Annotated in this window: 14 protein-coding genes and 10 pseudogenes; 10 read left to right on the top strand and 14 right to left on the bottom strand. The window is 60.7% G+C overall.

Annotated elements, in window-relative coordinates:
- Window position 1 precedes the first annotated feature (1 nt).
- The gene (gene prfB / locus ACZ1HK_RS23530) at window positions 2-1,129 is read right to left on the bottom strand and encodes a peptide chain release factor 2 (RefSeq protein WP_472630732.1); all 1,128 of its coding nucleotides are present in this window, start codon (window positions 1,127-1,129) and stop codon (window positions 2-4) included.
- A 117-nt stretch (window positions 1,130-1,246) separates the two neighbouring features.
- Window positions 1,247-3,818: pseudogene (locus tag ACZ1HK_RS23525) on the bottom strand (penicillin-binding protein 1A).
- 120 nt (window positions 3,819-3,938) lie between these two features.
- Here ACZ1HK_RS23525 and ACZ1HK_RS23520 point away from each other — a divergent pair.
- Window positions 3,939-4,433, top strand: coding sequence for a class I SAM-dependent methyltransferase (locus ACZ1HK_RS23520; RefSeq protein WP_472630731.1), 495 nt, complete (start codon window positions 3,939-3,941; stop codon window positions 4,431-4,433).
- 77 nt (window positions 4,434-4,510) lie between these two features.
- On the opposite strand, the gene ACZ1HK_RS23515 is transcribed toward ACZ1HK_RS23520, so the two are convergent.
- The gene (locus tag ACZ1HK_RS23515; protein ID WP_472630730.1) at window positions 4,511-5,719 is read right to left on the bottom strand and encodes an N-acetylmuramoyl-L-alanine amidase; all 1,209 of its coding nucleotides are present in this window, start codon (window positions 5,717-5,719) and stop codon (window positions 4,511-4,513) included.
- Between the two features lie 52 nt (window positions 5,720-5,771).
- A pseudogene (locus ACZ1HK_RS23510) lies at window positions 5,772-6,925 on the bottom strand (aminotransferase class I/II-fold pyridoxal phosphate-dependent enzyme).
- A 114-nt stretch (window positions 6,926-7,039) separates the two neighbouring features.
- Between ACZ1HK_RS23510 and ACZ1HK_RS23505 the strand changes: the two are divergent.
- Complete coding sequence (locus ACZ1HK_RS23505) at window positions 7,040-7,792, top strand: DsbA family protein (RefSeq protein WP_472630729.1); 753 nt, start codon at window positions 7,040-7,042, stop codon at window positions 7,790-7,792.
- Between the two features lie 63 nt (window positions 7,793-7,855).
- Here ACZ1HK_RS23505 and ACZ1HK_RS23500 read toward each other — a convergent pair.
- From ACZ1HK_RS23500 to purC, 7 genes and pseudogenes are all read right to left on the bottom strand, one after another.
- Window positions 7,856-10,400: pseudogene (locus ACZ1HK_RS23500) on the bottom strand (Rne/Rng family ribonuclease).
- Window positions 10,401-10,845: 445 nt separating this feature from the next.
- A complete protein-coding gene (locus tag ACZ1HK_RS23495; protein WP_472630728.1) occupies window positions 10,846-11,514 on the bottom strand; it encodes an alpha/beta fold hydrolase in 669 nt (222 codons plus the stop codon).
- A gap of 258 nt (window positions 11,515-11,772) precedes the next feature.
- Window positions 11,773-13,090: pseudogene (locus tag ACZ1HK_RS23490) on the bottom strand (sigma-54-dependent transcriptional regulator).
- 93 nt (window positions 13,091-13,183) lie between these two features.
- Window positions 13,184-14,957, bottom strand: a pseudogene (locus tag ACZ1HK_RS23485) (sensor histidine kinase).
- 46 nt (window positions 14,958-15,003) lie between these two features.
- Window positions 15,004-15,673 (bottom strand): annotated as a pseudogene (purQ, locus tag ACZ1HK_RS23480) (phosphoribosylformylglycinamidine synthase subunit PurQ).
- A complete protein-coding gene (purS, locus tag ACZ1HK_RS23475) occupies window positions 15,670-15,903 on the bottom strand; it encodes a phosphoribosylformylglycinamidine synthase subunit PurS (RefSeq protein ID WP_472630727.1) in 234 nt (77 codons plus the stop codon). Before purS ends, purQ begins: the two are co-directional and overlap by 4 nt.
- Window positions 15,904-15,964: 61 nt before the next feature.
- Window positions 15,965-16,726, bottom strand: coding sequence for a phosphoribosylaminoimidazolesuccinocarboxamide synthase (purC, locus tag ACZ1HK_RS23470; RefSeq protein ID WP_472630726.1), 762 nt, complete (start codon window positions 16,724-16,726; stop codon window positions 15,965-15,967).
- A gap of 171 nt (window positions 16,727-16,897) precedes the next feature.
- On the opposite strand from purC, the gene ACZ1HK_RS23465 reads away from it, so the two are divergent.
- The 3 genes and pseudogenes from ACZ1HK_RS23465 to ACZ1HK_RS23455 all read left to right on the top strand — a co-directional run bounded on the left by ACZ1HK_RS23465 (window position 16,898) and on the right by ACZ1HK_RS23455 (window position 18,649).
- Window positions 16,898-17,212, top strand: coding sequence for a DUF1476 domain-containing protein (locus ACZ1HK_RS23465; protein ID WP_472630725.1), 315 nt, complete (start codon window positions 16,898-16,900; stop codon window positions 17,210-17,212).
- 160 nt (window positions 17,213-17,372) lie between these two features.
- A pseudogene (bmt, locus tag ACZ1HK_RS23460) lies at window positions 17,373-18,395 on the top strand (betaine--homocysteine S-methyltransferase).
- 17 nt (window positions 18,396-18,412) lie between these two features.
- A complete protein-coding gene (locus ACZ1HK_RS23455; RefSeq protein ID WP_472630724.1) occupies window positions 18,413-18,649 on the top strand; it encodes a hypothetical protein in 237 nt (78 codons plus the stop codon).
- A gap of 9 nt (window positions 18,650-18,658) precedes the next feature.
- Here the strand turns inward: ACZ1HK_RS23455 and ACZ1HK_RS23450 are convergent.
- Window positions 18,659-19,731 (bottom strand): annotated as a pseudogene (locus ACZ1HK_RS23450) (PA0069 family radical SAM protein).
- Window positions 19,732-19,885: 154 nt separating this feature from the next.
- Here ACZ1HK_RS23450 and ACZ1HK_RS23445 point away from each other — a divergent pair.
- From ACZ1HK_RS23445 to ACZ1HK_RS23430, 4 genes are all read left to right on the top strand, one after another.
- A complete protein-coding gene (locus tag ACZ1HK_RS23445; RefSeq protein ID WP_472630723.1) occupies window positions 19,886-20,593 on the top strand; it encodes a corrinoid protein in 708 nt (235 codons plus the stop codon).
- A 69-nt stretch (window positions 20,594-20,662) separates the two neighbouring features.
- Complete coding sequence (locus ACZ1HK_RS23440) at window positions 20,663-21,088, top strand: GNAT family N-acetyltransferase (protein WP_472630722.1); 426 nt, start codon at window positions 20,663-20,665, stop codon at window positions 21,086-21,088.
- On the top strand, window positions 21,085-21,948 hold the full coding sequence (locus tag ACZ1HK_RS23435) for an EamA family transporter (RefSeq protein ID WP_472630721.1): 864 nt from the start codon (window positions 21,085-21,087) through the stop codon (window positions 21,946-21,948). Before ACZ1HK_RS23440 ends, ACZ1HK_RS23435 begins: the two co-directional genes overlap by 4 nt.
- Before the next feature lie 70 nt (window positions 21,949-22,018).
- Window positions 22,019-22,192 (top strand): hypothetical protein, encoded by a 174-nt coding sequence (locus tag ACZ1HK_RS23430; RefSeq protein WP_472630720.1) that lies wholly within the window; start codon window positions 22,019-22,021, stop codon window positions 22,190-22,192.
- Window positions 22,193-22,254: 62 nt separating this feature from the next.
- Here the strand turns inward: ACZ1HK_RS23430 and ACZ1HK_RS23425 are convergent, their stop codons facing one another.
- Window positions 22,255-22,761, bottom strand: a complete 507-nt coding sequence (locus ACZ1HK_RS23425) for a hypothetical protein (protein WP_472630719.1) — start codon at window positions 22,759-22,761, stop codon at window positions 22,255-22,257.
- Between the two features lie 133 nt (window positions 22,762-22,894).
- On the opposite strand from ACZ1HK_RS23425, the pseudogene ACZ1HK_RS23420 reads away from it, so the two are divergent.
- Window positions 22,895-23,522, top strand: a pseudogene (locus tag ACZ1HK_RS23420) (DUF1638 domain-containing protein).
- A gap of 185 nt (window positions 23,523-23,707) precedes the next feature.
- Here the strand turns inward: ACZ1HK_RS23420 and ACZ1HK_RS23415 are convergent.
- Window positions 23,708-25,478 (bottom strand): annotated as a pseudogene (locus tag ACZ1HK_RS23415) (IlvD/Edd family dehydratase).
- Between the last annotated feature and the right edge of the window lie 158 nt (window positions 25,479-25,636).

Genomic DNA, 25,636 nt, shown 5'->3' with positions numbered 1-25,636 from the left:
GTTAGTCTTCGCTTTGCGCCTCTGCCCGGCCCTTGCCCGATACGCCATGGGCCAGGACGGATGCCATCAAGCCATCGAGGTTTCCGTCCAAGACGCCTTGGGTGTCCGACGTCTCGTAGGACGTCCGCAGGTCCTTCACCATCTGGTAGGGCTGCAACACGTAGGACCGGATCTGATTGCCCCATCCGGCGTCACCGGCGGCCTCGTGGACTTCGTTCACCAGCGCCGAACGTTTGTCCAACTCCATCTGGTAGAGCCGCGACTTGAGCGCCTTCATGGCGATGTCGCGGTTCTGGTGCTGGGACTTCTCGGACGAGGTCACGACGATACCCGTGGGATGGTGTGTGATCCGCACAGCCGAGTCGGTCGTGTTGACGTGCTGACCGCCCGCGCCGGAGGAGCGATAGGTATCGATGCGAATGTCGCTTGGGTTCACCTCGATCTCGATATTGTCGTCAACGACAGGATACACTTTTACGGACGTGAACGACGTGTGGCGCTTCGCGGCGCTGTCGAATGGGCTGATCCGCACAAGACGATGCACGCCGGATTCCGATTTCATCCAGCCGTACGCGTTGTGGCCACTGATCTTGTAGACGGCTGATTTGATGCCGGCCTCTTCACCGGGGCTAAAGCTTTGCAGGTCGACATCATATCCCTGCTTCTCGGCCCACCGCGTGTACATCCGCGCCAACATGCTGGCCCAATCACAGCTTTCCGTGCCGCCAGCGCCTGAGTTGATCTCAAGAAACGTATCATTGGCATCGGCCTCGCCATCAAGAAGCGCCTCAAGCTCCTTCGCGGCGGCCTCTTCAACCAGCGCGGCAATCGCGGCTTCCGCCTCTGCGACGACCTCGTCATCGCCTTCCATCTCACCCAGTTCGATCAGCTCTGCGTTATCCTCAACACCCTGCTTGATGGCCTCGTAGGTCTTGAGCTTGTCGACCAGGACCTGACGATCGCGCATCAGCTTTTGCGCTTTTTCCTGATCGTTCCACAGGTTCGGGTCCTCCACCATCGCGTTGAATTCCTCAAGGCGATGGGGCGCCGTCTCGATATCCATACGCTGACCCAGCAGGGTCAGAGAATTCTGGATCTTTTCGATATTGGCTTGGGTCTCGGCGCGCATGGATAAGGGCTTTCAGGATAGGTGTGTCGCAGATGTAGTGGATCACCCGGCGGCCCTCAAGCGGGTTGCCGCATTGCGGATGCAGAGCCAACGACGGCTCTGCAATCATGTGCTGGGTCAGTAAAGCCCGCCTGAGCTGAGGGTGCCAAAGCCGGTTGCCGTGGGGACACGTGCTGTGTCTCCGTCAGACGTCTCTACAAGAACGCCCTGACCGCCACCGCCACCTGAATCGCCAGGACGGGAGAAGATCGGAATATCAGACGACATCGCCCACCCGCCATCGATCACGGACAGCAAGCCTTGATATGGCTCTTCACCTTCGCGGAAGAGTCTCGTAGACGACGTGATCACCGGACGAGCCTGCGGGCAGACGCGCCCCTGAATAGCGGTCGATAGGGAAGAACTGACCGCCTTCCGGCACAGGGAAGTCGCCCCCGCCATATTCCTCAATCGCTTCAAGCATGAAGCGCTGGAAAACCGGGCCGCACATGCCGCCGCCCGACGCGCCGCGTCCCAACGGTTCCGGCTGGTCATATCCGATGTAACAACCCGCCGCGATGTTCGATGTGAAGCCCACAAACCAGACATCGCGCGCCTCGTTGGTCGTGCCCGTCTTGCCCGCCGTAGGCACTGGCAGATTCACCGTGCTCGACGCCGTGCCACGCTGCACCACGCCACGCATCATAGAGGTCAGCTGGTAAGCGGTGATTGGGTCCATCACCCGTTCCCGCGTCGACACGATCCGCGGCGCCACGCCGGGCTCCAACGAGGCCAATTCGCAGTCCGGGCAAAGACGTTGGTCGTGGCGGTACACCGTTTCGCCATAGCGGTTCTGAATGCGGTCCACGAGCGTTGGTTCCACCCGTTCGCCGCCATTGGCAAACATCGCGTAGGCAGCCACCATGCGGAACAGCGTGGTTTCCTGCGAGCCAAGAGAATTGGCGAGGAACGGCTGCATCTCATCGTAGACGCCGAACCGTTCCGCATAACGCGCGATGGTGTCCATCCCGACTTCCTGCGCCAGACGGACGGTCATCAGGTTCCGCGACCGTTCGATCCCTGTGCGCAAGGGCGATGGGCCATAGAATTGGTTCGAGGCGTTCTGTGGCCGCCAGATCCCTTCCCCTGTGCGCACCTCAATCGGCGCATCGATGACGATGGTGTTGGGGCTGTAGCCCGAATCCAATGCCGCCGCGTAGACGAAGGGCTTGAACGACGAACCGGGCTGTCGTGTCGCTTGGGTCGCCCGGTTAAACGACGAATGCTGGTAGCTGAACCCACCCTGCATCGCCAGAACGCGCCCCGTATGGACGTCCATGGCCATGAACCCGCCCTGCACTTCCGGAATTTGGCGCAGGGTCCAGCGAATGAACGAGCCGTCGCTATCACGCGTCATCCGGCGGACATGCACAACGTCACCAACGCTGAGCAAATCGCCCGCCACGCGCGCGGTGTTCCCGCGCGAGCCGTCTTCACGCAACGGCCGGGCCCATTGGACATCTTCTGCCGGGATGAAGTGGCCGTCTTCGTCTTCTTCGACGCCTTCGATCCCAATCCGGGCGGAACTGTCTCCGACCTCCAGCACCACGGCGGCAAACCAGCCGTCAATATCGCGGGGGATATCGGCATCGGCCAAGGCTGCGCGCCAAGTGGCTTCATCGCCCGCGCCAAGATCAGCCGCGTCAATCGTCGTGTACGCCCCGCGCCACGTGCCCAGATTACGATCATAGCGTTCCAACGCACGACGCAACGCAGACTCGGCGACCTCCTGAAGGCTCTCGTCCATGGTCGACCGAACGGCATAGCCACCGGAGAAGAACTCATCTGCGCCGTATTCAGCGCTCAACTGTCGGCGGATTTCGTCGGTGAAATAGTTGCGTGGCGGACGGGACAGGCGGAAGGCTTCGATATGGCCACCCTGCACCGTTTCCAATGCGGTGGCCTGCGCCTCCTCCATCTCTTGCTCAGAGATATAGCCATTCTCGTACATCTCGCGCAGCACGTAGTTGCGCCGGCTGATCGCGCGCTCGTAGTCGTTGACCGGATGAAACCGCGATGGGGCCTGCGGCAGTGCTGCCAAATAGGCCACTTGTTCCAGCGTCAAATCTTCCAGCGTCGCATTGAAATAAGTCTGCGCTGCTGCCGTCACGCCATAGGAGTTCTGGCCCAGGAAAATCTCATTGAGGTAGAGCTCAAGGATGCGGTCCTTCGACAATGTGCGTTCAATCCGGGCCGCCAGAATGATTTCGCGCACCTTCCGCTCAACGGTCCGCGAGCCATCGAGCAAGAAGTTCTTCATCACCTGCTGTGTGATGGTCGAGGCGCCGCGCACGTCGCGACCCCGCGACCGGATCGCTTCGACGAAAGCCGCCGCGATGGCGCGCGGATCATACCCGGCATGGTTGTAGAAGTTGCGATCTTCCGCCGAAACAAAGGCATAAGCCACCAAATCCGGGATCTCATCGGCAGGCGTGAAAAGCCGCCGTTCGGATGCGAACTCATCCACGATCATGCCTTGGCGCGAGTAAATCCGGCTGATGGTCGGCGGCGTGTAGTTCGCCAGTGTTTCATGGTCTGGCAAGCCGCGCGAATACATGAAGATCAGCCCGCCCACGCCAAGCGCTGCAAAGACCAAACCCAAAGTAATCGCGCTGAAAATCGCGCCGAAAATACCGATTATGAATCGCATGTTATGCTCGTCGTCCCCAAGTCTTGCATCTGTATACGCGCGCGCGAGGGGCGGTCAAAACACGACGGCGGGAATTTGCCGTGTTATTACGGGGAAATGCGAAGCAAACCGGATCACATTTTGACCACCTATGAGCGCGAGGCATCGGTTTGGGCCGAACGCCGCGACACATCGCTGTGGGAGCGGCCGTTGCTTGAGGCCTGCGTGGCCGGACGCGATCCAGGTTTGGAGGTGTTGGACCTTGGCTGCGGGTCTGGCCAGCCGATTGCGGAATGGTTTGTACGGCGTGGTGATCATGTAACCGGCGTAGATGGCGCAAATTCGATGATTACGGAGCTGAGAGATCGGGTCCCTTCGGCCCGCGCGATTTGTGCGGACATGCGCGGCCTCGGGTTAGATCAGGCTTTCGATATCATATTGGCGTTCAACAGTTTTTTTCATCTGAGCGAAGCGGATCAGCGGGCAATGTTTCCGATCTTTGCAGCCCATGCCAAGCCCGGGACGCGTCTGCTTTTCACCTCCGGCCCCGAGCCATGGCGAGGTCTGGGGAACGGTCGGCTCGTCCGAGGTCTACCACATGAGCCTCGCCCCTACGGCCTATCGCACGTTGCTTAAACAGCATGGCTTTACGGAGTGTTGGTTCCGCCCCGACGATGCCGCTCTGAACGGTCATTCGGTTTGGTTGGCCGAATTTACTGGCGCCTGAGGGCGTCTGCCGCAGCATCGGCTTGTGCCCAAGCCACCACTGCACCGGTGATTGCGGCCTGCATCCGGGCCCGCCAGCTTGGGTCCAGAATGTTCTGAAGATCGCCGCCATCGCTCAAGAAACCAACTTCCAGCAAGGCCGCTGGAAAATCAGCCGCTTTTAGGACCGAAAAGGCCCCCTCGCCCCGCGGACGGGCATGCAACTCTAACCCGGTCGTGTCGATGGCTTGGACCAGAATATCGGCAAACGCGCGGCTGCGAGGAGCGTTCTCGATGCGTGCAAGATCAAGAAGTACGCTGACCACCTCGTCATCGCTTCCCGACAGATCGATCCCTTGCAACAGGTCGGCCCGGTCGTGCTGCTCAGCAAGGGCAGCCGTCGCGGCATCCGTCGCCTCTTCGGCCAATGTGTACACCGTTGCTCCTTGCGCACGCCCCTCGGCTATCGCATCGGCATGGAGGGAAATGAACAGGTCCGCACCCGCCGCCCTTGCAACCGTCACCCGTGTCGGTAATGGAACGAAAAGATCTGCATCGCGGGTCATGACGACCTCGATATCGCCGGTGCGCCGCATGATTTCGCGCAACTCGCGGGCGAAAGACAACATCAGATCCGCTTCGGTATAGCCGTTTCGAACAGCACCTGGATCAACCCCACCATGGCCGGGATCGAGAACAATCAGCAATGTGTCGTCATTGGCTGGAGCGGCCGCGGCGGTTACCACCGGCAACAGCACGCCGCTTACCCCCGGCGGGGCACCGGCCGCTGCCAAAAAGGCTTCTTCCTCAACGGGTTGCAGCGACAGCCGCACCACAGCTTCGCCAGTGGCATCATCCGTTTCCATGGCCGCAATCTCTGGCAACATGGGCGCATTCAAGGTCAACACCATCCGCGACCAACCCGGGGTCGATGCACCACCATAGGCGAGCGCTTCTACGGTTCGCGCGCGGTTGAAACCCTCGGGCAACGCGCCGAAATCGACCTCTCTGAAATCGACGACCACGCGCATAGGGTCGGACAAGGTAAACACACGGAACGGAACGGCCTGACTAAGCGCCAATTCCAACTCAGCCCCGCGCCGATTGCCGGTCAGGTGGCTGTCGTCCGGCAGCGCGCGGGCCAATGCCCCAAATCCTTGTGACAGGACGGGAAGCGGAAGCCAGAGAAGGGCGATAATCAGGACTGCTCGGATCACGGGGATATTCCCTCTTGGTTGGCTGCTTTATAGCTTATCCAACGCGACCCTCCTACCCTTTTCGGGCGTCCATGAACGAGATCAAGCGCGCGACACCCTCGACAATATCATCAGTCGACCGCGCATAGGAGAAGCGTAGCGTGCCTGCCCCGCGGGCCTTGTCGAAATCGAGCCCTGGCGTCACCGCAACCCCGGCCTTGTCGAGGACTTCGTCTGCAAAGGCGCGCGCATCATCTGTGAAGTCCGACACATCGGCATAGACGTAAAACGCGCCATCTGCAGGCGCGGTTTTCGTCAGCCCCGCTTCCGCAAGGCCTTGCAGCAAGATCGTACGGTTCTTTGCATAGGTTTCGCGATGCTGGTCCAGCTCCGCGCGCCCATCCGGCGATAGTGCGCCAATTGCCGCAACCTGCGCTGTGTGCGAGGGACAGATGAACATGTTCTGTGCCAGGCGCTCGATGATCCGGACATGATCGGGTGGCACAACCATCCACCCCAACCGCCAGCCCGTCATCGAGAAGTATTTGGAGAACGAGTTGATGACATAGACATCATCCGTCACTTCCAACGCCGATACGGCCCGCCCTTCATACTGCAAGCCATGGTAAATCTCGTCGGAAATCAGGGAGATACCACGCGATATGCATGCATCTGCCAGAGCGCGCATCTCACCCTCGAACAGCATGGTTCCAGTCGGGTTGGCGGGGCTGGCGACAATCAGCCCGCCAAGTATCATCGGTCAGATGGTCTGGCGTTGGTTGGTAACGCGATTCAGCATGCGTTTGCAGGCCCACGGGCTCAAGCGAGAGGGCCGAGAGGATCTGTCGGTAGGACGGATAGCATGGCTCCCCCAAGGCTACCTTTGCGCCCGCATCGAAAAGCGCCGTGAAGGCAAGAATGAAGGCCCCGGACGCTCCGGCGGTGAGGACTACGCGGGATGGATCCAGGTCGATGCCATACCACTCCTGATAAAGCGCCGCGATGCCCGCGCGAAGATCCGGGCGCCCCAATGCCACGGTATAGCCCAATGGTCCCGCTTCCATCTCGGCGGCCAATCTTGCACGGGCCGCCGCAGGCGCGCCTGATCCGGGCTGGCCCACTTCCATATGAATAATGTGGCGTCCGGCTTCTTCTGCAGCTCTTGGCGGCTTCCATCACGTCCATCACAATGAACGGATCCACCAGTGCACGTTTTGAATGGCGCATTTTTCACCTCACATCCTTGCGCAGGTTGAAAACAGGCCAAGCCGGTGTCGTCAATGGTGGCGGGCACGAGCGGATGTGGTAGGTAATGGCAAATCCGAACAACGGAGATTTCTGATGAAAAAGTATTTGTTGGGCGCGGCTCTTTCAGCTCTGATTGCGGGCCCGGCCATGGCCACCGATTTGAACGACCTGTCCGAGGCTGAGCGCGAAATCTTCCGCGAGGAGGTTCGTGCCTATCTGCTTGAGAATCCGGAGGTTCTGATGGAAGCCTTCGGGGTTTTAGAACAGCGCCAGGCCGAATTGGAGGCTGAGGCGCAGGCGCTCGCCGTGGTTGAAAACGAAGACGCCTTGTTCAATTCTGCTTTTGATCATGTGGGAGGCAACCCAGACGGCGACATCGTCATCGTCGAGTTCCTCGACTACCGCTGCTCCTTCTGTCGCAGGGCGCATCCGGAGGTGACAGAGTTGGTCGAGACCGATGGCAATATCCGGATCATCACCAAGGAATTCCCCATCCTCGGCGAACAGTCTGAACTTGCCAGCCGCTTTGCCATTGCCACGCGCATCGCGCTTGGGGGGCAGGCCTACGAGCTAATGAACGAGGGCTTGATCAGCATGCGCGCCGATGTGACCGAGTTGTCGCTGGCGCGGCTCGCGACGGATCTGGGCCTTGATAGCGAAGCGATTTTCGCAGCTATTGATGATCCGCTGGTGGAAGCCACGATCAACTACAATCGCGACCTTGCCGCCCGCATGGGGATCACGGGCACACCGTCTTTCGTGTTCGGAGATCAATTGGTGCAGGGCTATGTGCCGCTGGCAAACATGCAAGAGATCGTCGCCATTTTGCGCGAAACGGCGCAGTAATCAGCTGACCCGCATCCCAAGACGAAAAGGGCGCCATCCGGGGCGCCCTTTTTGCTATCTGGATCAGCCGCGCGACCACCAGCCGCGCCGTTTTGGCTTGGCGGGTTCTTCTGGCGCTGGCTCAGGCGCCGCTTCGGCGCCAACCGGTTCGGGCTCAGGTTCTGCGATTGGTTCTGGCTCGGGCTCGGGTGTAGGTTCGGGCTCCGATGCTACAGGCTCTGCCTCCGGTTCGTCAGCGACCTCCGGCTCCGGCGCTGCTTCCTCCGCGACAACGGGCGGTTCGTCGGCAGGGGTCTCTGCATCCGCATCAGACTGCTCTTGCGTAACCTCTGCCTCGGCTTCTGCCGATTTGCGTCCGCGGCCACCGCGACGCGAACGGCGGCGCTTCTTCGGTTGGTCTTCTTCGCCCTCTGCCGCCTCAGGTGCCGCCTCTGGATCGGCCTGCGCGCCGTCTTCTGCGCTTGGCGCTTCCTCAGTCTGACCTTCAGCTGCCTCTTCCGCGCTTTGCGCGTCCTCGGCTCCTTCACCGCTCCGGCGACGCCCACGGCCACCGCGACGCCGACGGCGCTTCTTCTTGGGCTGGTCCTCGTCTTCCGGCGTCTCGACCTCAACCTGCGTCTCGGCATCCTCGTCGATATCATCCATCAACGCGGCATCCATCGAGATCACCGGTGCAGTTGCCGTGATCTTGCGCGTGGCCGTCTTGAACTTCTCGATCTTGAAGTCCGGCACCACCAGCGAAGCGTCCGCTTCGATCCGGATCGCCATGCCTGAGCGCGCTTCGATGGCATCCAACGTCTCGCGCTTGAAGTTGAACAGGAAGTTCACGATGCCGACGGGCGCGGTCAACAGCACCTCTTTCGAGCGTCCGCGTGTGCCTTCTTCTTCCAACTGGCGCAGGATCGATAGCGCAAGGCTGTCGTCTGAACGCACAAGGCCGGTCCCATGGCAGTGATGGCACGCCTGCGTGGTGGCCTCCAACATGCCGGGGCGCAGGCGCTGGCGCGACATTTCCATCAGTCCGAAGCTTGAGATACGGCCCACCTGAATACGCGCGCGATCTGTCTTCAGCTTGTCCTTGATGCGCTTCTCAACGGCGTTGTTGTTGCGCCGTTCGTCCATGTCGATGAAGTCGATCACGATCAGACCCGCGAGGTCACGCAGGCGCAACTGGCGCGCCACTTCTTCGGCAGCCTCAAGGTTCGTTTTCAGCGCGGTTTCTTCGATCGAGCCTTCTTTGGTGGCCCGACCAGAGTTCACGTCGATCGCCACAAGCGCTTCGGTCACGCCGATCACGATGTAGCCACCCGACTTCAACTGAACCGTCGGGTTGAACATGTCGGCCAGGTAGCCTTCGACCTTGTGCTTGGCGAAAAGCGGCATGGGGTCGGTATGCTGCTTCACGTTCTTCGCGTGGCTCGGCATGATCATTTTCATGAAGTTCTTGGCGTGCCGGTAGCCAGCCTCACCTTCGACCAGAACCTCACCGATATCACGGTTGTAGAGGTCGCGGATCGTGCGGTGGATCAGGTCGCCTTCCTGGTAGATCGGGGCCGGCGCAATCGATTTCAGCGTCAGCTCACGGATCTGCTCCCATTGGCGTTGCAGGTATTCGTAGTCGCGCTTGATCTCGGTCTTGGTGCGCTGTGCACCAGCGGTGCGCACAATAAGGCCCGCGCCCTGTGGCACGTCCAAAGCAGTAGCGATTTCCTTGAGCTTCTTGCGATCCGATGCGTTGGTGATCTTGCGGCTGATCCCGCCGCCGCGCGCGGTGTTTGGCATCAAAACGCAATAGCGCCCGGCAAGCGAAAGGTAGGTTGTCAGCGCAGCGCCCTTGTTGCCACGCTCTTCCTTGACGACCTGCACCAGCAGGATCTGGCGGACTTTTACGACTTCCTGGATCTTGTACTTGCGCGGCCGCGGCTTGCGCGCCGGGCGGATTTCTTCCTCATCATCGTCATCGGCGACAGTTTCCGCATCGCTGTCGTCGCCGTCATCCTCGATGTCAGCGCCGTCTTCATCGGCCGTTTGCTCGGTGTCCGTCATCCGGCGCACCCGCGTCGTCGGTAGGCTCTTCAACAGGCGTTTCGGCGACAAGCTCCATCGGAGACAGGCCTTCAACCGATGCATCATCCGCCTCAGCCGCGTTATCCTCAGCGTCACTTTCGTCGAGGTCCACGACATCCATGCCAGACGGCGCCTCGGACGTCACCGCATCAACGCCAGTCTCTTCGGCCTTGGTCCCGGCAGGCTTGCGCCGACGACGGCGCCGCTTTGGCTTGGGCGCTTCTTCTTCGTCCTCGCGCGCCTGCTGCTCGGCATAGGCGCGCTCTTCCGCCAGCAGGGCCTCACGGTCCGCGACAGGGATTTGGTAATAGTCAGGATGGATTTCCGAGAACGCGAGGAAGCCGTGCCGGTTCCCGCCATAATCCACAAAAGCCGCCTGAAGCGAGGGTTCGACCCGCGTTACTTTTGCCAGATATATATTGCCTGCGAGTTGCCGTTTGTTCAGCGACTCAAAGTCGAATTCCTCAACCCGATTGCCGTCTGCCACCACAACGCGGGTTTCCTCCGCGTGGGTGGCATCGATGAGCATCTTTTTTGCCATGGTATCCTTGCTCGCCCACCGAACACGCGCGTCGGCGGGGCGGACCCCGGTGGCGCTGCAAATTTCATTGGGCGTTGTACTGATAGCGCGATGGGCCCGGTCCGGACGGACAGGGCCAAGGGCCCTGAAAGCGTGTCCGTTTGTGCACCTGGGCAGGGCATCGCGTCTGTCTCCGATAGCTGAAACATTCGTGTTTCGCCATCCATTCATGCGCCAAGTGGCGCGGTTACGTGCGGTTCTGACGGGCGCGAGAATATAGATGCGCGCGTCAGACCAAGTGACCTGCGGCCCTCCCCCGTCGCGTCATATGCGCGGCACCGGGACAAAGGTGCAGAGAAACTGATCGCTGGCTTACGGCCAGTTCCTTCACATTAAGGGAGGGTGCGACAGAAAGACAATGGGGAAACCGCGGATCGCAGAACTATTCACACGCCTGGGGGGGCAATCAGATCGGTTCCAGCGCCTCCGGCAGCGGGGCATCTCCAAGCCAGGCATTGATCGTGTCGACGAAGACGTCCGCCGCTAGCACCGGCCAGCCATGCCCGCCTGGCGCAAAAGCCCCTTTGGCCATCGACGAGGCCTCGGCAACAAGGACCACGCTGTCACGAATGCTCTCCATCTCTTCGTCGCCAGCCAGAACCAGCGTGGGACGCGCCAGATTACCGATCTGGTCGCGAATGTCGAAATCGAAGGCTAAGCGTCCGATGCTGCGTAGAGTTCGCGCATTGCAAGGCGCGTTCTGCGTCACGGCCCATGAGCCGCCTTCTGCAATGCCCATACCACTGAACGCTGCCTTGCGGGCACGGAAGGTCGTCATTATTGGCGAAATGGCATTCAAGAACGGCACCAGATACCAGCGCCCCTTCAGCGGCATGATCTGAAAACTGGTCAAAAGCGCGCGTTCCACCAAATGCGGATGGCGCAGGGCGAGCATCATACCGGTATACGCCCCGAGCGAATAGCCGACGACGGGCATTGGACCCAATCCCTCCGCTTCCATAAGGCGCGCAAGATGGTCGGCGCTGTCTTCGAAATTCGTGAGCGGAATGTGTGCGCTGCCGCCGAAGCCCGGAAGATCTGGACAGACAGCCTTAACGCCCGGCAATCGATCCACAACATCTCTTCCACGACTCACCAGTGGCGTTGCCGGGATGCAGAAAGAGAACCGGGCGACCGGTGGGGTCGCCAAGGAATTGCAGGCTGAGCATGGTCGACTCCAAGAAAGCTGGCGTGCCGCCGTTCAGGGCCCGTGCACCTTGAAGACGCACGCCGGAAGTGTGCGCCAATAGACGTAACAGAGCATCTTCGGAGATGGTATGCAGAAGCATACACCGTCGGCAAACATGTGCCGACGGTCTCGCTTAGACCCCGCTCAGAGGTAGTCCGACCGGCTCAACCCGTACTTCGCCATCTTCTCGTTCAACGTCCGGCGCGGCAGGCACAGCTCATCCATCACGCTCGCAATCGAGCCGCGGTGTCGCCGCATCGTGTTGTCGATCAGCATCCGCTCGAACGCCTCCACATATTCCTTCAGCGGCTTGCCTTCGCCAATCGCTTGCGGCGCAATCTGCGTGTTGTCCGACATCAGGAGCGAGGCAATCGTCCCCGACCCACGGCGCTGCTGCAAGATCGCGCGTTCAGCGATGTTGATCGAGCTGGCGCACATTGCCGGGCCAGGGCGCCTGCAACAGCTGAGCTGCCTCTTGCGCGGTGACTTGCGGGGCGTCTGTCCCATATTCCTCGCTGAACTGCTCTCCAAAGCGGGTGAACAGCGTCAGAATGTCTTCGCCGCGCTGGCGCAAGGGCGGCAAATCAATTCGCATCGCGGCCAAGCGGTAGAACAGATCCGGCCTCAGCGACCCTTCGCATTGGTCCGGCTCAGGCGCATTGCAGATGGCGACGATCCGGGTCTCCGCCGGCGTGCCCTGATCATTGATAAAGGTCAGCAGACGCGCTTGCAGGCTTTGGCTCAGGCTTTCGATATCCTCCAGCACCAGCGTCCCGCCACGGGCTTGCTCGACCAGCGGCTTGTCCTGATCTTCGCCCACCGGGCCAAAAAGCTTGGCCGCAAGTTCCTCTTCTTCATGGGCCGCACAGGAGAGCACAACAAAATGCTTGCCCGCGCGCGGCCCCACGGCGTGAAGCGCATGGGCCACCAGCGTCTTGCCTGTCCCCGTCTCGCCCGTAATCAGCACATGACCATCGGCCTGCCCCAGATCGAGGATGTCCTCCCGCAGCCGCTCCATCACCGGCGAGGAACCGATCAGCTTGCGCATCAGAACGGTTCCGTCGCTCAGCTCCTTGCGCAGCGCCCGGTTGTCGAGCGTCAGACGCCGCTGCTGCCCAGCCCGCTTGGCAAGGTCCGTCATCCGATCGGGGTTGAAGGGCTTCTCCAGGAAATCATAGGCGCCGATCCGCATCGCCTCCACCGCCATAGGCACATCGCCATGGCCGGTGATCAGGATCACAGGAATACCACTATCGACCCCCATAAGGCGCTTCAGGAACGCCATCCCATCCATACCCGGCATCTTGACGTCGGTGACAACAACGCCGGGAAAATCCGAGCCTATGCCCTTCAGCGCATCTTCGGCGCTGGCATAGGTTTCCGTGTCAAACCCCGACAGCGCCAGCCACTGGCTGATCGACTGCCGCATATCCTGCTCATCATCTACAATCGCGATCTTCATGCCGCAGATCCTTTGTTGGTGTCCCGTTCGCTGTGCGCATGCGGGAATTGGTAATCCGCGCCCCAAGCGTGCAGGGGCGCAGGCATCTTCAACTCACTCAGCAGCCGTCTGGCCGCCCTGCCCCTCGGTCAATGCCGGGAGGCGCACTTCAAAGACCGCGCCGGCGCGCTCGGAATTGCGCGCGCTCAGCCGTCCGCCAAGGTCTTTCACAATCCCAGAAGAGATCGCCAGTCCAAGGCCAACCCCCTCGCCGGGTTGCTTCGTCGTGTAGAATGGCTCGAACAAAGCCTCCAGATCGTCAATACCGTCTCCGCTGTCGCGGACCGACAACATGACCTCATCTCCTTCCACGATCATCAGGTCCAATTCCCGTCGCTCGGACCCCTTCATCGCGTCCAACGCATTGCGCAAAAGGTTGATGATCACCTGCTCCAACCGCAACCGGTCGGCCATCACCATCGCGGGCTTGCGCGGCAGGCTCTGCGTGATCTCGATCGTATCGGTTCTGAGTTGCGGCTCCATCATGGTCAGCGCGCCCTTCAAGCGCATCGCGCATATCGACTGGTTCAAGCGCGTCTCCACCCTTTCTGGCATAGCTTTTCAGCTGTCTGGTGATCGCGCCCATACGCTCGATCAGGTCGTCGATCCGCTGGAAGCTGGAGGCCGCCTCTTCCGTCCGTTTGCGCTGAAGCAACAGCCGTGCTCCAGCAAGGTAAGTCTTCATTGCGGCAAGCGGTTGATTCAGCTCGTGGCTGACGGCGGCTGACATCTCACCCAACGCGGCCAGCTTCTGGCTCTGCTGAAGGCTCTGTTCGGCCTCCTCCAGGGTCCGTTCGACCCTCTGACGCTCGGCAATTTCCCGCTGTAGCCTTGCATTGAGGCGGCGCAGTTCCGCCGATTCCCGTGCCAGAACAGCGCTTTGCATCCGGGCACGGCGGCTCAGAACATAGAAACCGCCCGCCAGCAGCAGGGCGAATCCCATGATTTCCAGCGCCAGGACCCCATTCACCCGCTCCCGCACACTGGTATAGGCGGTGTAGCTGACAATCCGCCAACCGCGGAATGGAATGCGGCTTTCGAGGCGGATCGTGGCAGAGCCAAAGAAGTTGGGCCCCGGATCGCCAAAGGCCCAATCTCCCGTCGCCTCAAGCGCGCGTTGAATTGCGTTGGGTGGCGTGCGCAGAGACATAGCCTCGGTCTCCGTCCGTCCGCGCCAGCGCGCCTCGGTCGACAAGATGATCTCGCCGGTGCTGTTGGTCAGAAAGACGGCCTCGGACGTTCCGCGCCACCGATCAACGAGGCGCGCAAGGTCGATCTCCACAAGAATGACCCCAAGCAAGCCATCCCCGTTCTCGATCACGCGTGAGAAGGTGAAATCAAACCGCCCTGTTTCAGGTTCGTTTGAGGTGAAAACAGTGTCGGAACTGCGTGTCGCCTCAACGAAAAAAGGATCTGCATCGCGTCGCTCAGCGATGCGGGCACGGTCTGTGGCCGCCACAACCCGCCCTTCGCGGTCCAGCAACAGGATTGAGGCGGCGCCAATGTCTTCGACATACGAGATCAGATACTGCGACGTGTTCGTGTAGTCATTCGCTTCCAGCGAACGGATCAACGACGGGTCGCGGCTCAGCAGCAAGGGCACAACTTGGTGGCGTTGGATCTCCGACAGGACGGATCCGGAGTAAATCGCCAGGCGAAGCTCGGCCCGGTTGCGCGTGGTTTCCGTGAACCGTTCCGTCAGCCAGATATTTGAAATCCAGATGACACTGACGGCCGCGACCAGAAAAACCACCAGCAATCCGCGCAAATACCACGGCCGCCAGCGAGAAAGGCCCCGAGGCCCGGGGGTACGCTCCGTCACACTCATGGGCAAAGCGTAGGCTGCACTGCGCCATCGCTCAAGGCCGATGGACTCAGGCCGCCACCAACGCGCTGGCCAATGCTGCAAAAAGCGGCGCGCCATCGGTGCCGCCTTGCGTATCTTCAACCGCGCGCTCGGGATGCGGCATCATGCCAAGGACGCGGCGATTGGCGCTGAGGACACCGGCAATATTCGCGCGCGAGCCATTGGGGTTGTCCTGATAGGTAAACGCAATGCGATCTTCGGCGCGGAGCGCCGCAAGCCCCTCATCATCGATCTGGTAATTCCCATCGTGATGGGCGATCGGCACCGTAACGCTTTGGCCCGGTCCATATTCGGAGGTGAACGGGCTGTCTGTCGTGGCGACCGTGAGCGGTTCTGCCCGGCAAACGAATTTCAACCCGGCATTGCGCATCAAGACACCCGGCAACAGACGCGTTTCGCACAGAACCTGGAAACCGTTGCAAACGCCCAGGACGTGGCCGCCCTTTGCTGCAAAGTCCGCCACCGCACGCATGATCGGCGATTGCGCGGCAATGGCGCCGCAGCGCAGATAGTCGCCATAGGAAAAGCCGCCCGGAACGCCGACGACGTCAACGCCGTCGAGGCAGCGCGGTTTCTTTGTGCCAAACCGTCTCGGCCGCGAAACCGGCCAGCCGGAACCCTTCGACCATGTCGCGGTCACAGTTGGAGCCCGGGAATTGAAGGACGGCGGCCTTCACGCGCCCATCTCCACCCGGTAGCTTTCAATAACCGTGTTCGCGAGAAGCTTTTCGCACATCTCCGTCACTTGCGCTTCGGTCGTGCCATCGGCCAGATCCAACTCGATCAGCTTGCCCTGCCGAACGCCGCCAACGCCCTCGAATCCCATTGAGCCGAGTGCGGATTTCACCGCCTCGCCCTGTGGATCCAGAACGCCTTGTTTCAGCATCACGGTGACGGTTGCTTTCATCGCCCCTGCCCTCTTTGTTCCCAAAATATGCAAATCCCACACCCAAAGCCGGGCGCGAACCTCAATTGATGAGCGTCGGTTTCGACACGCCTGACGGGCCTTGCGGCATGACACCCAAACGCCGTGCTACTTCCGTATAGGCATCCGCCAGATCACCCAGATCACGGCGGAACACATCCTTGTCGAGCTTGCGGCCCGTCTCGATATCCCACAGGCGGCAGCTGTCCGGGCTGATCTCATCAGCCACAATCAGACGCATGAAATCACCGTCCCAGACGCGGCCGATCTCGATCTTGAAATCGACCAGTTTGATGCCGACCCCCAACATCAGCCCGCTCATGAAGTCATTCACGCGCAAAGCCAGACTGACCATGTCGTCCATGTCCTGCTGGCTTGCCCATTGAAAGGCGATGATATGCTCTTCGCTGACAATCGGATCGCCCAGATCGTCGTTCTTGAAGTAGAATTCGACGATGGGCCGCGGCATGGGCGTGCCTTCTTCCAGCCCCAGACGCGGACAGATAGAGCCTGCCGCGATATTGCGCACGACCACTTCCAGGGGAATGATCTCAACGGCGCGGATCAACTGCTCGCGCATGTTGATGCGCTTGATAAAGTGGTTCGGCACGCCAATTGCAGTCAGCCCGTTCATGAAAAACTCGCTCAGGCGGTTGTTCAACACGCCTTTGCCATCAATCACGTCGCGCTTTTCGGCGTTGAACGCCGTGGCATCGTCCTTGAAATACTGCACCAGAGTTCCGGGTTCAGGGCCTTCGTAGAGGACCTTGGCCTTACCTTCGTAGACCTTCTTGCGGCGTGCCATGGATGCTGTCCCATCAGGTGGCGCGGGCCCTGTGCGCCCACGCAATCATGCGCTGGCTATAGGTCATCGCGCTTTGTGTCGCAAGCACACGCGCAGGGTTCGGCTTGCGGCCCTCTGGCGCGGGGGGATATGCTCTGAGCAAACGACACAATCCTGAATGGAGCGACTTTCATGTCCACCTTCGATGAACGCGAAAATGCCTTCGAGAACAAATTCGCCCACGACGCCGAGATGCAATTCAAGGCCGAAGCCCGCCGCAACAAGTTGATGGGCCTTTGGGTTGCCGAAGCGCTCGGCAAATCCGGCGATGACGCCACCGCCTATGCTGCCGAGGTGGTCAAGGCCGATTTCGAGGAAGCGGGCCACGAAGACGTTATGCGCAAGGTGCTTGGCGACCTGGACGGCAAGTTGGCAGAGACTGACGTGCGCGCAAAATATGAAACATTGCTGTCCGTTGCAAAAGCCCAGTTGATGGACGAGGCGTAAGCGCCGCTCACGCCGAGATACGACCTCCTTTCAAGGCGGGCCCATACGGCGCCCGCCTTTATTGAATCTACCTCATGAAAATCATGCAGATTTTCTGCCTTGTTCATAATGCAACCTGCGGGCACACGAGCCCTACATGCGCGCTCAACAAGGCCTTTCCATGTCCGATCCTCTCTCCCGCCTTCTGCAAACCCGCGACTGGCTGCTTGCCGATGGCGCGACCGGAACGACCTTGTTCAACATGGGCCTGCAGTCGGGCGATGCGCCAGAACTGTGGAATGTCGACCATCCGGATCGCATCGCCAGGCTCTATAAGTGGCGCCGTCAATGCCGGTTCAGACCTCTTTTTGACGAACACCTTTGGCGGTACCGCGGCTCGCTTGAAACTGCACGACGCACAAAATCGCGTCTTTGAACTCAACAAGGCGGGGGCCGAGATTGGGCGCGAGGTTGCAGATGCCGCGCGCCGGCCCGTGATCGTTGCGGGATCGGTGGGACCCAACCGGCGAAATCATGGCCCCTATGGGCGCCCTCACCCACGAACTGGCCGTTGAGATGTTTCACGAACAGGCCGAGGGGCTCAAGGCGGGCGGCGCAGATGTTCTGTGGGTCGAAACGATCAGCGCGCCCGAGGAATACAAGGCTGCGGCTCGAGGCCGCGAAACTGGCGGATATGCCATTCTGCGGCACGATGAGCTTTGACACAGCCGGCCGCACCATGATGGGCCTGACCTCGGCTGCGATGGCCACGATGGTCGAACGGCTGGATCACAAGCCCGTCGCCTTCGGTGCCAATTGCGGTGTCGGGGCGTCCGATCTTCTGCGCACCGTTCTTGGCTTTGCCGCCAGCGGCACGGACCGTCCGATCATTGCCAAGGGCAATGCCGGCATTCCGAAATACGTCGATGGCCATATTCACTATGACGGCACGCCCGAGCTGATGGCGCATTATGCTTGCCTCGCCCGCAACGCCGGCGCGACCATTATCGGCGGTTGCTGCGGCACCACACCTGAGCATTTGTCCAAGATGCGCCGCGCCCTTGAAGCAACACCGCGCGGTGATCGCCCGAGCCTTGAGGCCATTACGGCGGCACTTGGTGGCTTTTCGTCCGATGTGGATGGGACCGAGGCTGGCGGCGGCCCGGTGCGAGAGCGTCGGGGTCGACGCCGCGCCCGCGCTTGACCTAAGCTCGCCTCCCAATGCGCACCGTCTTTATCATCCTTGGCTGCATATCCGCTGTCGCCTGGTATCTCTGGTATCAGTTCATCGCCAGCATGGCCTGCGCGTTCGGGAGCGTTTCGAGCAATTGCACGACGCTGGCCCCATGGGACCTCAATTCAGAAGATCTGACGATGATGGTTTTGATCCCCGGCGGGATAACGGCGCTGTTCTTTCTGATTGCCTTTGCGTCCAAGTCGCCTGGCAAGAATGGCTAGCGTCGACTCTCAGAACAACGCGAGTTGATCCCCGTGGGCCAACGGAACCTCGAACAAGTCCGTGCGCAGCGCGGGCAGCTTTTCGGCCATGCCCGCCGACCGGATTGCGCGCGCGAAGCGCTGTTGCAGAAGATCGGCCCAAATCCCCTCTCCCGCATCCGCTTGCCGAATTCTGCATCGTAGTCTTTCCCGCCATGCATATCGCGCAGTTTGGACATGACCCGGCCAACCCGCTCCGGATAGTGCTCTGCCAGCCAATCTTGCCAAAGCTGCGAGACCTCAAGTGGCAGCCGAAGCGGAATCATGCTGGCCGCAACAGCACCCGCATCGCGCGCGGCAGACACGATGTCCTCGATCTCATGATCTGTCAGGCCCGGAACGATTGGCGAGACCATCACGCGCACCGGAATGCCCGCTTTGCTCAGCCGCTCAATCGCCTGCAGACGGCGCGCGGGCGACGGCACGCGTGGCTCCATCTTGCGGGCCAGATCAGTTTGCAAGGTCGTGACAGACATGCCCACACGCACCAGCCCTGCCTGCGCCATCTCAGCCAGAATATCGGTGTCCCGTTCAACCAGAGTGCCTTTCGTCGCGATCCCGACCGGGTGGCGAAACCTGTGCAAGACTTCAAGAATGCCGCGCATCACGCGCCGCTCTTTCTCGATCGGTTGGTAGGCATCCGTGTTGGTGCCAATAGCGATCACGTCGCACCGGTAGCTTTTGCGCCGCAACTCCGCCTCCAACACGCGCGGCGCATCGGGGCGCGCGATCAGTTGCGTTTCAAAATCCAGCCCCGGCGACAGGCCCAGATAGGCGTGCGTGGGGCGCGCAAAGCAGTAGATGCAGCCATGTTCGCACCCGCGATAGGGATTGATCGAGCGATCAAAGGATATGTCAGGCGAGGTGTTCTTGGTGATCACCGAGCGCGGCACCTCCTCCGTCACCTCCGTCCGCAGCGGGCTAACTTCTTCTACAATATCCCACCCGTCATCCACCGCCTCCCGCGCGTGCCGTTCAAACCGGCCGACATCATTGCTGAGCGAGGCGCGGCCAACAGGCCTGGATGCGTTTGGGGATGCCATGCCCAAACATGGAACAAAAATAGAACATCCGCAAGGCAGGTCGCGGCGCAGACGCCCCATGTCGCAATTCGCCATGTCCAGCGTCCGGAAAAGATTACCAATTCTCAAAAGCCCACGGTCCACGTGCGTGATGGACCCGTCATGGAGAAGCCCCATGTCTGACGAAGAAGACGATATCGTCCTGTCCGAACTCAACGACGAAGATCTCGTCGCCCAGATGTTCGATGACCTCTACGATGGCCTCAAAGAGGAGATCGAAGAAGGCGTAAACATCCTGCTGGAACGTGGATGGGAGCCTTACCGCGTTCTCACCGAAGCGCTTGTGGGTGGCATGACCATCGTCGGAAACGACTTCCGCGACGGTATCTTGTTCGTGCCCGAGGTTCTGATGGCCGCCAACGCCATGAAAGGCGGCATGGCCATTCTGAAGCCCCTGCTGGCCGAAACCGGCGCGCCGCGGGTAGGCAAGATGGTGATCGGCACCGTGAAGGGCGACATCCACGACATCGGCAAGAACCTTGTGTCGATGATGATGGAGGGCGCAGGCTTCGAGGTTGTGGACCTGGGCATCAACAACGCAGTTGAGGCCTATCTTGAAGCCCTGGAGACCGAAGGCCCGGACATCCTGGGAATGTCCGCCCTTTTGACCACGACAATGCCCTACATGAAGGTCGTGATCGACACGATGGTCGAACAGGGCATCCGCGACGACTACATCGTCCTTGTCGGTGGCGCGCCCCTGAACGAGGAATTCGGCAAAGCCATCGGCGCGGACGCCTATTGCCGGGATGCCGCGGTTGCCGTGGAAACCGCCAAGCAGTTCGTGGCCCGCAAGCACAACCAGCTGGCCGCTGGCGCCTGAGCCGGACCACGCCTAACATGAAGCCCGCGCGGGATATCCCCGGCGCGGGCTTTTTCATTTGGGGCGCACATGCAGATCATCCTGACCGGGCCGAACGACGCGCCCCTGTTCGACAATTTGCACGAAGACGTCTTTGATGGCCCGCCGCAGCCCGAGCTGTTGCAAAGCTATCTGGCGGACCCGCGCCTGCACATGGCCGTCTCCCGCATCGATGGGCAGATCGTCGGGATGATCTCCGGCATGCACTACCACCACCCCGACAAACCGCCCCAGATGTGGATCAATGAGCTTGGCGTGGCCGAGCCGTTCCGCAGACGGGGCATTGCCACAGCCCTAATCCGCAGCCTTTCAGGACACGCCCGCACGCTTGCCTGCACCGAGATCTGGGTGGTCGCCGATCCAACCGACATGGCCGAAGGGTTCTACACGAGCCTGGGATGGGAGCGTTCCGGGGAACGGCTGGCGATGTTTACGGGAAGCCTCGACACCCCATGATGCCCCCGCGCGACATCCTGTTGGCAATGGTCGTGATAATCGTGTGGGGCACGAACTTCACGGCGATGAAGCTGGCGCTTGAGGAATTGCCACCACTTCTTTTCGTCGGCCTGCGGTTCGCGATCCTCATCCCCTTGATCCTTGTCTTCAAACGCCCCGCATCATGGCTTGCCATCATCGGCGTTGGCGCGCTTCTGAACATGGGCCAATTCGCCTTCCTGTTCTCGGCCATGCGCGCAGATGCATCTGCGGGGCTTGCCTCGCTCCTGCTGCAAAGCCAGGCGCCCCTGACCATCCTACTGGCAGCACTTGTGTACGGAGAGCGCGTCACAATCCTGCAAGCCGCGGGCATCGCGCTGGCCTGCGCTGGAGTTGCAGGCTTTGCCCTAAACGGTGGCGGGAACATCACGGCTTGGGGCCTGACACTGGTATTGTGCGGGGCGCTGTCCTGGGCGTGCGGCAACCTGATCCTGCGCCGATTGCCCGGCGTGAATATGCTGGCCCTCTTTGTCTGGGCCAGTTTGATCCCACCGCTGCCGATGCTTGGCCTATCGACTGTTGTTGAGGGCCCCAACCCTCTTGCCACCCTAACCATGCTGAGCCCTGCCGGATGGGGCGCTGTCCTTTACGTCGCCATCGCCTCCACCATCATCGGCTATTCGATCTGGGGCGCCCTTCTGTCGCGTCACCCGGCCGCCCAGGTCACGCCATTTGCCCTCGGTATCCCCGTGATCGGCATTGTGACAGCCGCCGTCATTCTCGGTGAACGTATCTCCGGGGCGGAAGCCCTTTTTGGCGTCGTGATCCTATGTGGCATCGGATTGGCTGTCCTTGCGCCCCGCCTTACACGCCCGCGTTAATCCGCCGCGCTTGGCGCCCCTAAAAATCGCTCCATTTCGCGCCTCGACAACAACTTGAGGACGACCAGATATGAGCATCCAATTCCGCATCCTTTTCGGGCTTTTCTTTGTGGCGCTTGCAGGCTCCGGCCTGCTTCTGTGGCTGGCTCTGGCCTGGGGCAATGGCTTCTGGGCGATGGCCGCCCCATTGGGCGTGGGCGCGATGCTGAGCCTCGTGTCCTACAGCTTCGTGCGCAAGCTCTAGCCCTGTAAAAACAAGGCGGGCCGCACGTTTGCGGCCCGCCGATACTCACTACGATACCAGATTTATGATGTGCGCTTTTCCATGTAGACGATGGTGGCCGCCGCAACGACGCCGTACAAGACGTGACCGGCCAGGGCGACCCAGGTGATGCGTGCAAAACCAAGGAACGCAGGGTTTCCGGCGAACCATGCGATGAAGCCGATGGCAAAGACCCAAAGTGCTGCACCGTAAAGGGCCGAAGCGATGGTCCAATGCAGGCCCGGGACGACCTTGTTGAAGAGCGGACGCGCGATGAACAGCCACCCGACCGGGTAGGCGATCACGCCGACCAGGAACAGGTGCATCAGGTTGCCATAAGGCGCACCATTGGGCAGGCCAAGCGCACCCAGAAAGCCGCGGGCGAGGCCCACAGGCGCCAGCCCGCCAAGGCCAAGCAGCGGTGCAATGGTCTTGCCCCAGATGTCAAAGGCCATCGTCCCTGCGGACCCTGCCAGAGCGATCAGGACAATCGTATCAAGGTTGATGCGCGGCAGCGCGGCCGAGGCTGGATTTGTGGTTGCAGTTGCCATTTTGTCGGGTCCCTTTTCTATAGTGTCGGTGGCGGTGTCGCCGTGAGTGATCTCTGCGGGGACCATCTCCGCGAATGCGGCTCCGCTCAATTGACGGCCCCGTGAGCGCACGGGCCTGTGAGAAGGTGTTTCAATGCACGTGGATGACGAAAAACTGGTCGAGCTTGGCATGGACGCACCCAACAAGGGGCAGATCCTTCTGCTGGCGTGCGGCGCACTGGCCCACGAAGTGATTGCTTTAAAAGAATTAAACGGCTGGGATCACCTTGATCTGCATTGCTTGCCCGCGAAATTGCACAACACCCCGGACCAGATCCCAGATGCGGTCGGATCTGCGGTCCGCGCACGCAAGGGTGCATATGCGCAGGTCTATGTCCTCTATGCCGATTGCGGGACCGGCGGATTGTTACAGGCGCGCTGTGCGGAGCTGGGGGTCGAGATGCTCGAAGGCCCGCATTGTTACAGCTTCTTCGAGGGGAATCAGGCGTTTGAGGCCCGCGATGAGATGACGGCGTTCTATTTGACCGACTTTCTGGTGAAGCAATTCGATGCCTTTCGTCACAAAGCCCCTCGGGTTGGACAGGTTCCCGGAACTGCAGGACATGTACTTCGGTAATTACGAGAAACTGGTCTATCAGGCGCAGGTGGACGACCCCGCGTTGACCGAGAAGGCCAAAGCCCATGCAGAGGCCCTGGGGTTGGCTTTTGAACGCCGCTTTACCGGCTTCGGAGACCTTGAGGTTGCTCTGTCCCGGATCTGAGGGGTTGCGCTTTGCTTCGCAAATCGCCGGTGGCAAATTTCCAAGGGAAATTTGCGGCGAAAACCCAAGCGGCGCGCGATGCAGGCGGATGGTGAGGGGGCTGTCTCGCCCCCCGCTGCGTACCGCAGCCCCCCCGAAGGTATTTTGGACCAATGGAAGACAAGGGCCTGTTGTTGGACCTTTGGTCAGTGATTGTCCCGTGGCAAGTCCTTGGCGATCCGCTGGTAAGCCGTCGCCAGTTCGAGGCATCCGCCATCGGCCAATTGGCCAACATGCTTCCGGTAGAGCTCTTGCCACGGCGTTTGGTGCGTGATTTCGGGCGGCGTCCAAGCGGCTTTCCGCGCCTCCCATTCATCCTCCGGGACAAGGGCGTCGAGAGTGCCTTCGTTGAGATCAAGGCGGACCATGTCCCCGGTTTGCAGGTAAGCGAGGCCCCCACCCACGACCGACTCCGGGGAAGCGTTCAGGATTGACGGGGATTCCGAGGTGCCAGACTGACGCCCATCGCCAACCGTGGGCAGGTGTTTGATGCCCTCTTTGATAAGCATATCAGGGGGTTGCATGTTGACCACCTCGGCCGAACCGGGGTAGCCCACGCACCCTACACCGCGGATGAACAGGATCGAGCGGTCATCGATCGCGAGCTCTGGGTCGTTGACGCGGTCGTGGTAATCCTCAGGGCCTTCGAAAACGATGGCACGGCCTTCGAATTGGTTGTCCTTCAGAAAGCGGGTGCGGAAATCCTCGGAGATGACGGAGGTCTTCATCAGTGCGCTATCGAAGAGGTTGCCCGACAGAACCGCGAAGCCCGCCTCTTCCCGCATCGGGTTGGAGACGGGGCGGATAACATCTTGATCCAACGAGCGAATTTCGCCAAGTACTTCGCTGAGCGGTTTGCCAGACGCCGTCATCACGGAGCCGTCCAGCTGGCCTTCGGCCATCAATTCACCCATCACGGCCGGGACGCCGCCAGCGCGGAAGAAGCTTTCGCCGAGATATTCGCCAGCAGGTTGCATGTTGACGAGAAGCGGGAGCTTGTGGCCGATCTTTTCCCAATCGGTGACATGAAGTTCGACGCCCGCATGGCGCGCGAGGGCTTGCAGATGGGGTGGCGCGTTGGTGGAGCCACCAATGGCTGTGTTGACTTTTATCGCGTTTTCAAAGGCTTGGCGGGTGAGGATGTCGGAAGGTTTGAGGTCTTCCTCGACCATTTCAACGGCGCGGCGGCCTGTCAGGTAGGCCATCTCCATCCGCTCGCGGAAGGGCGCTGGGATCGCGGCGGCACCGGGCAACGTCATGCCGAGCGTTTCGGCGAGAGCATTCATCGTGGAGGCCGTGCCCATGGTGTTACAGTGACCCAGAGAGGGGGACGAAGCGCAGGCTAACTCCATGAATTCATTGTAATCTATCTCACCTTTTGCAAGCAGACGGCGCCCTTCCCAGATGCTTGTTCCGGAGCCTGCGCGCTTGCCGCGGAACCAGCCGTCGAGCATGGGGCCGCCGTTCAAAGCGATGGCGGGGAGGTCGACTGTGGCAGCCCCCATCAGCATCGCGGGGGTGGTTTTGTCGCAGCCTGTAGTCAGAACAACGCCGTCGATGGGGTAACCGTGCAGGATCTCGACGAGGCTTAGATATTGCAGGTTGCGGTCAAGCGCTGCGGTGGGGCGTTTGCCGGTTTCCTGGATGGGGTGCACGGGGAATTCCAGTGGAATGCCACCCGCGTCGCGGATGCCCGCCTTGATCCTATCCATCAGAAAAACATGGATTTTATTGCAGGGCACGAGGTCCGATCCGGTCTGTGCGATGCCGATGATCGGCTTTTCCGCCTGCAATTCGCCCTGGGTGAAGGCTTGGTTCTGGTAGCGCTCCAAGTAGAGCGCGGTCATGCCCGGATTGTTGGGATTGTCGAACCATTCCTGAGCAACGATAGCGGCGATTGGCGCGGGTGTCGGACATGTTGCTTGGTTCCAGATATTGAGACCGAAATTCGGATATTGGAACCTTAGCGGTCCGTGCGCGCAGCCTCAAGACGGTCAGAGATGTGACCATCTGGTCGGATTTGCGCCCATCTGATCACTGTTTTCCGGGAAATTGCGTCCAAATGGTCAGAGTTT

It is taken from the genome of Gymnodinialimonas sp. JB5-7 (genome assembly GCF_055693405.1).
This window is presented reverse-complemented; position numbering and strand designations above follow the sequence as displayed.

Coding starts and splice junctions, on each gene's coding strand:
- ACZ1HK_RS23430 (WP_472630720.1), top strand. CDS start 22,019: ATGAGCATCCAATTCCGCATCCTTTTCGGGCTTTTCTTTGTGGCGCTT.
- ACZ1HK_RS23465 (WP_472630725.1), top strand. CDS start 16,898: ATGTCCACCTTCGATGAACGCGAAAATGCCTTCGAGAACAAATTCGCC.
- ACZ1HK_RS23440 (WP_472630722.1), top strand. CDS start 20,663: ATGCAGATCATCCTGACCGGGCCGAACGACGCGCCCCTGTTCGACAAT.
- purS (WP_472630727.1), bottom strand. CDS start 15,903: ATGAAAGCAACCGTCACCGTGATGCTGAAACAAGGCGTTCTGGATCCA.
- ACZ1HK_RS23445 (WP_472630723.1), top strand. CDS start 19,886: ATGTCTGACGAAGAAGACGATATCGTCCTGTCCGAACTCAACGACGAA.
- ACZ1HK_RS23435 (WP_472630721.1), top strand. CDS start 21,085: ATGATGCCCCCGCGCGACATCCTGTTGGCAATGGTCGTGATAATCGTG.
- prfB (WP_472630732.1), bottom strand. CDS start 1,129: ATGCGCGCCGAGACCCAAGCCAATATCGAAAAGATCCAGAATTCTCTG.
- purC (WP_472630726.1), bottom strand. CDS start 16,726: ATGGCACGCCGCAAGAAGGTCTACGAAGGTAAGGCCAAGGTCCTCTAC.
- ACZ1HK_RS23505 (WP_472630729.1), top strand. CDS start 7,040: ATGAAAAAGTATTTGTTGGGCGCGGCTCTTTCAGCTCTGATTGCGGGC.
- ACZ1HK_RS23425 (WP_472630719.1), bottom strand. CDS start 22,761: ATGGCAACTGCAACCACAAATCCAGCCTCGGCCGCGCTGCCGCGCATC.
- ACZ1HK_RS23455 (WP_472630724.1), top strand. CDS start 18,413: ATGCGCACCGTCTTTATCATCCTTGGCTGCATATCCGCTGTCGCCTGG.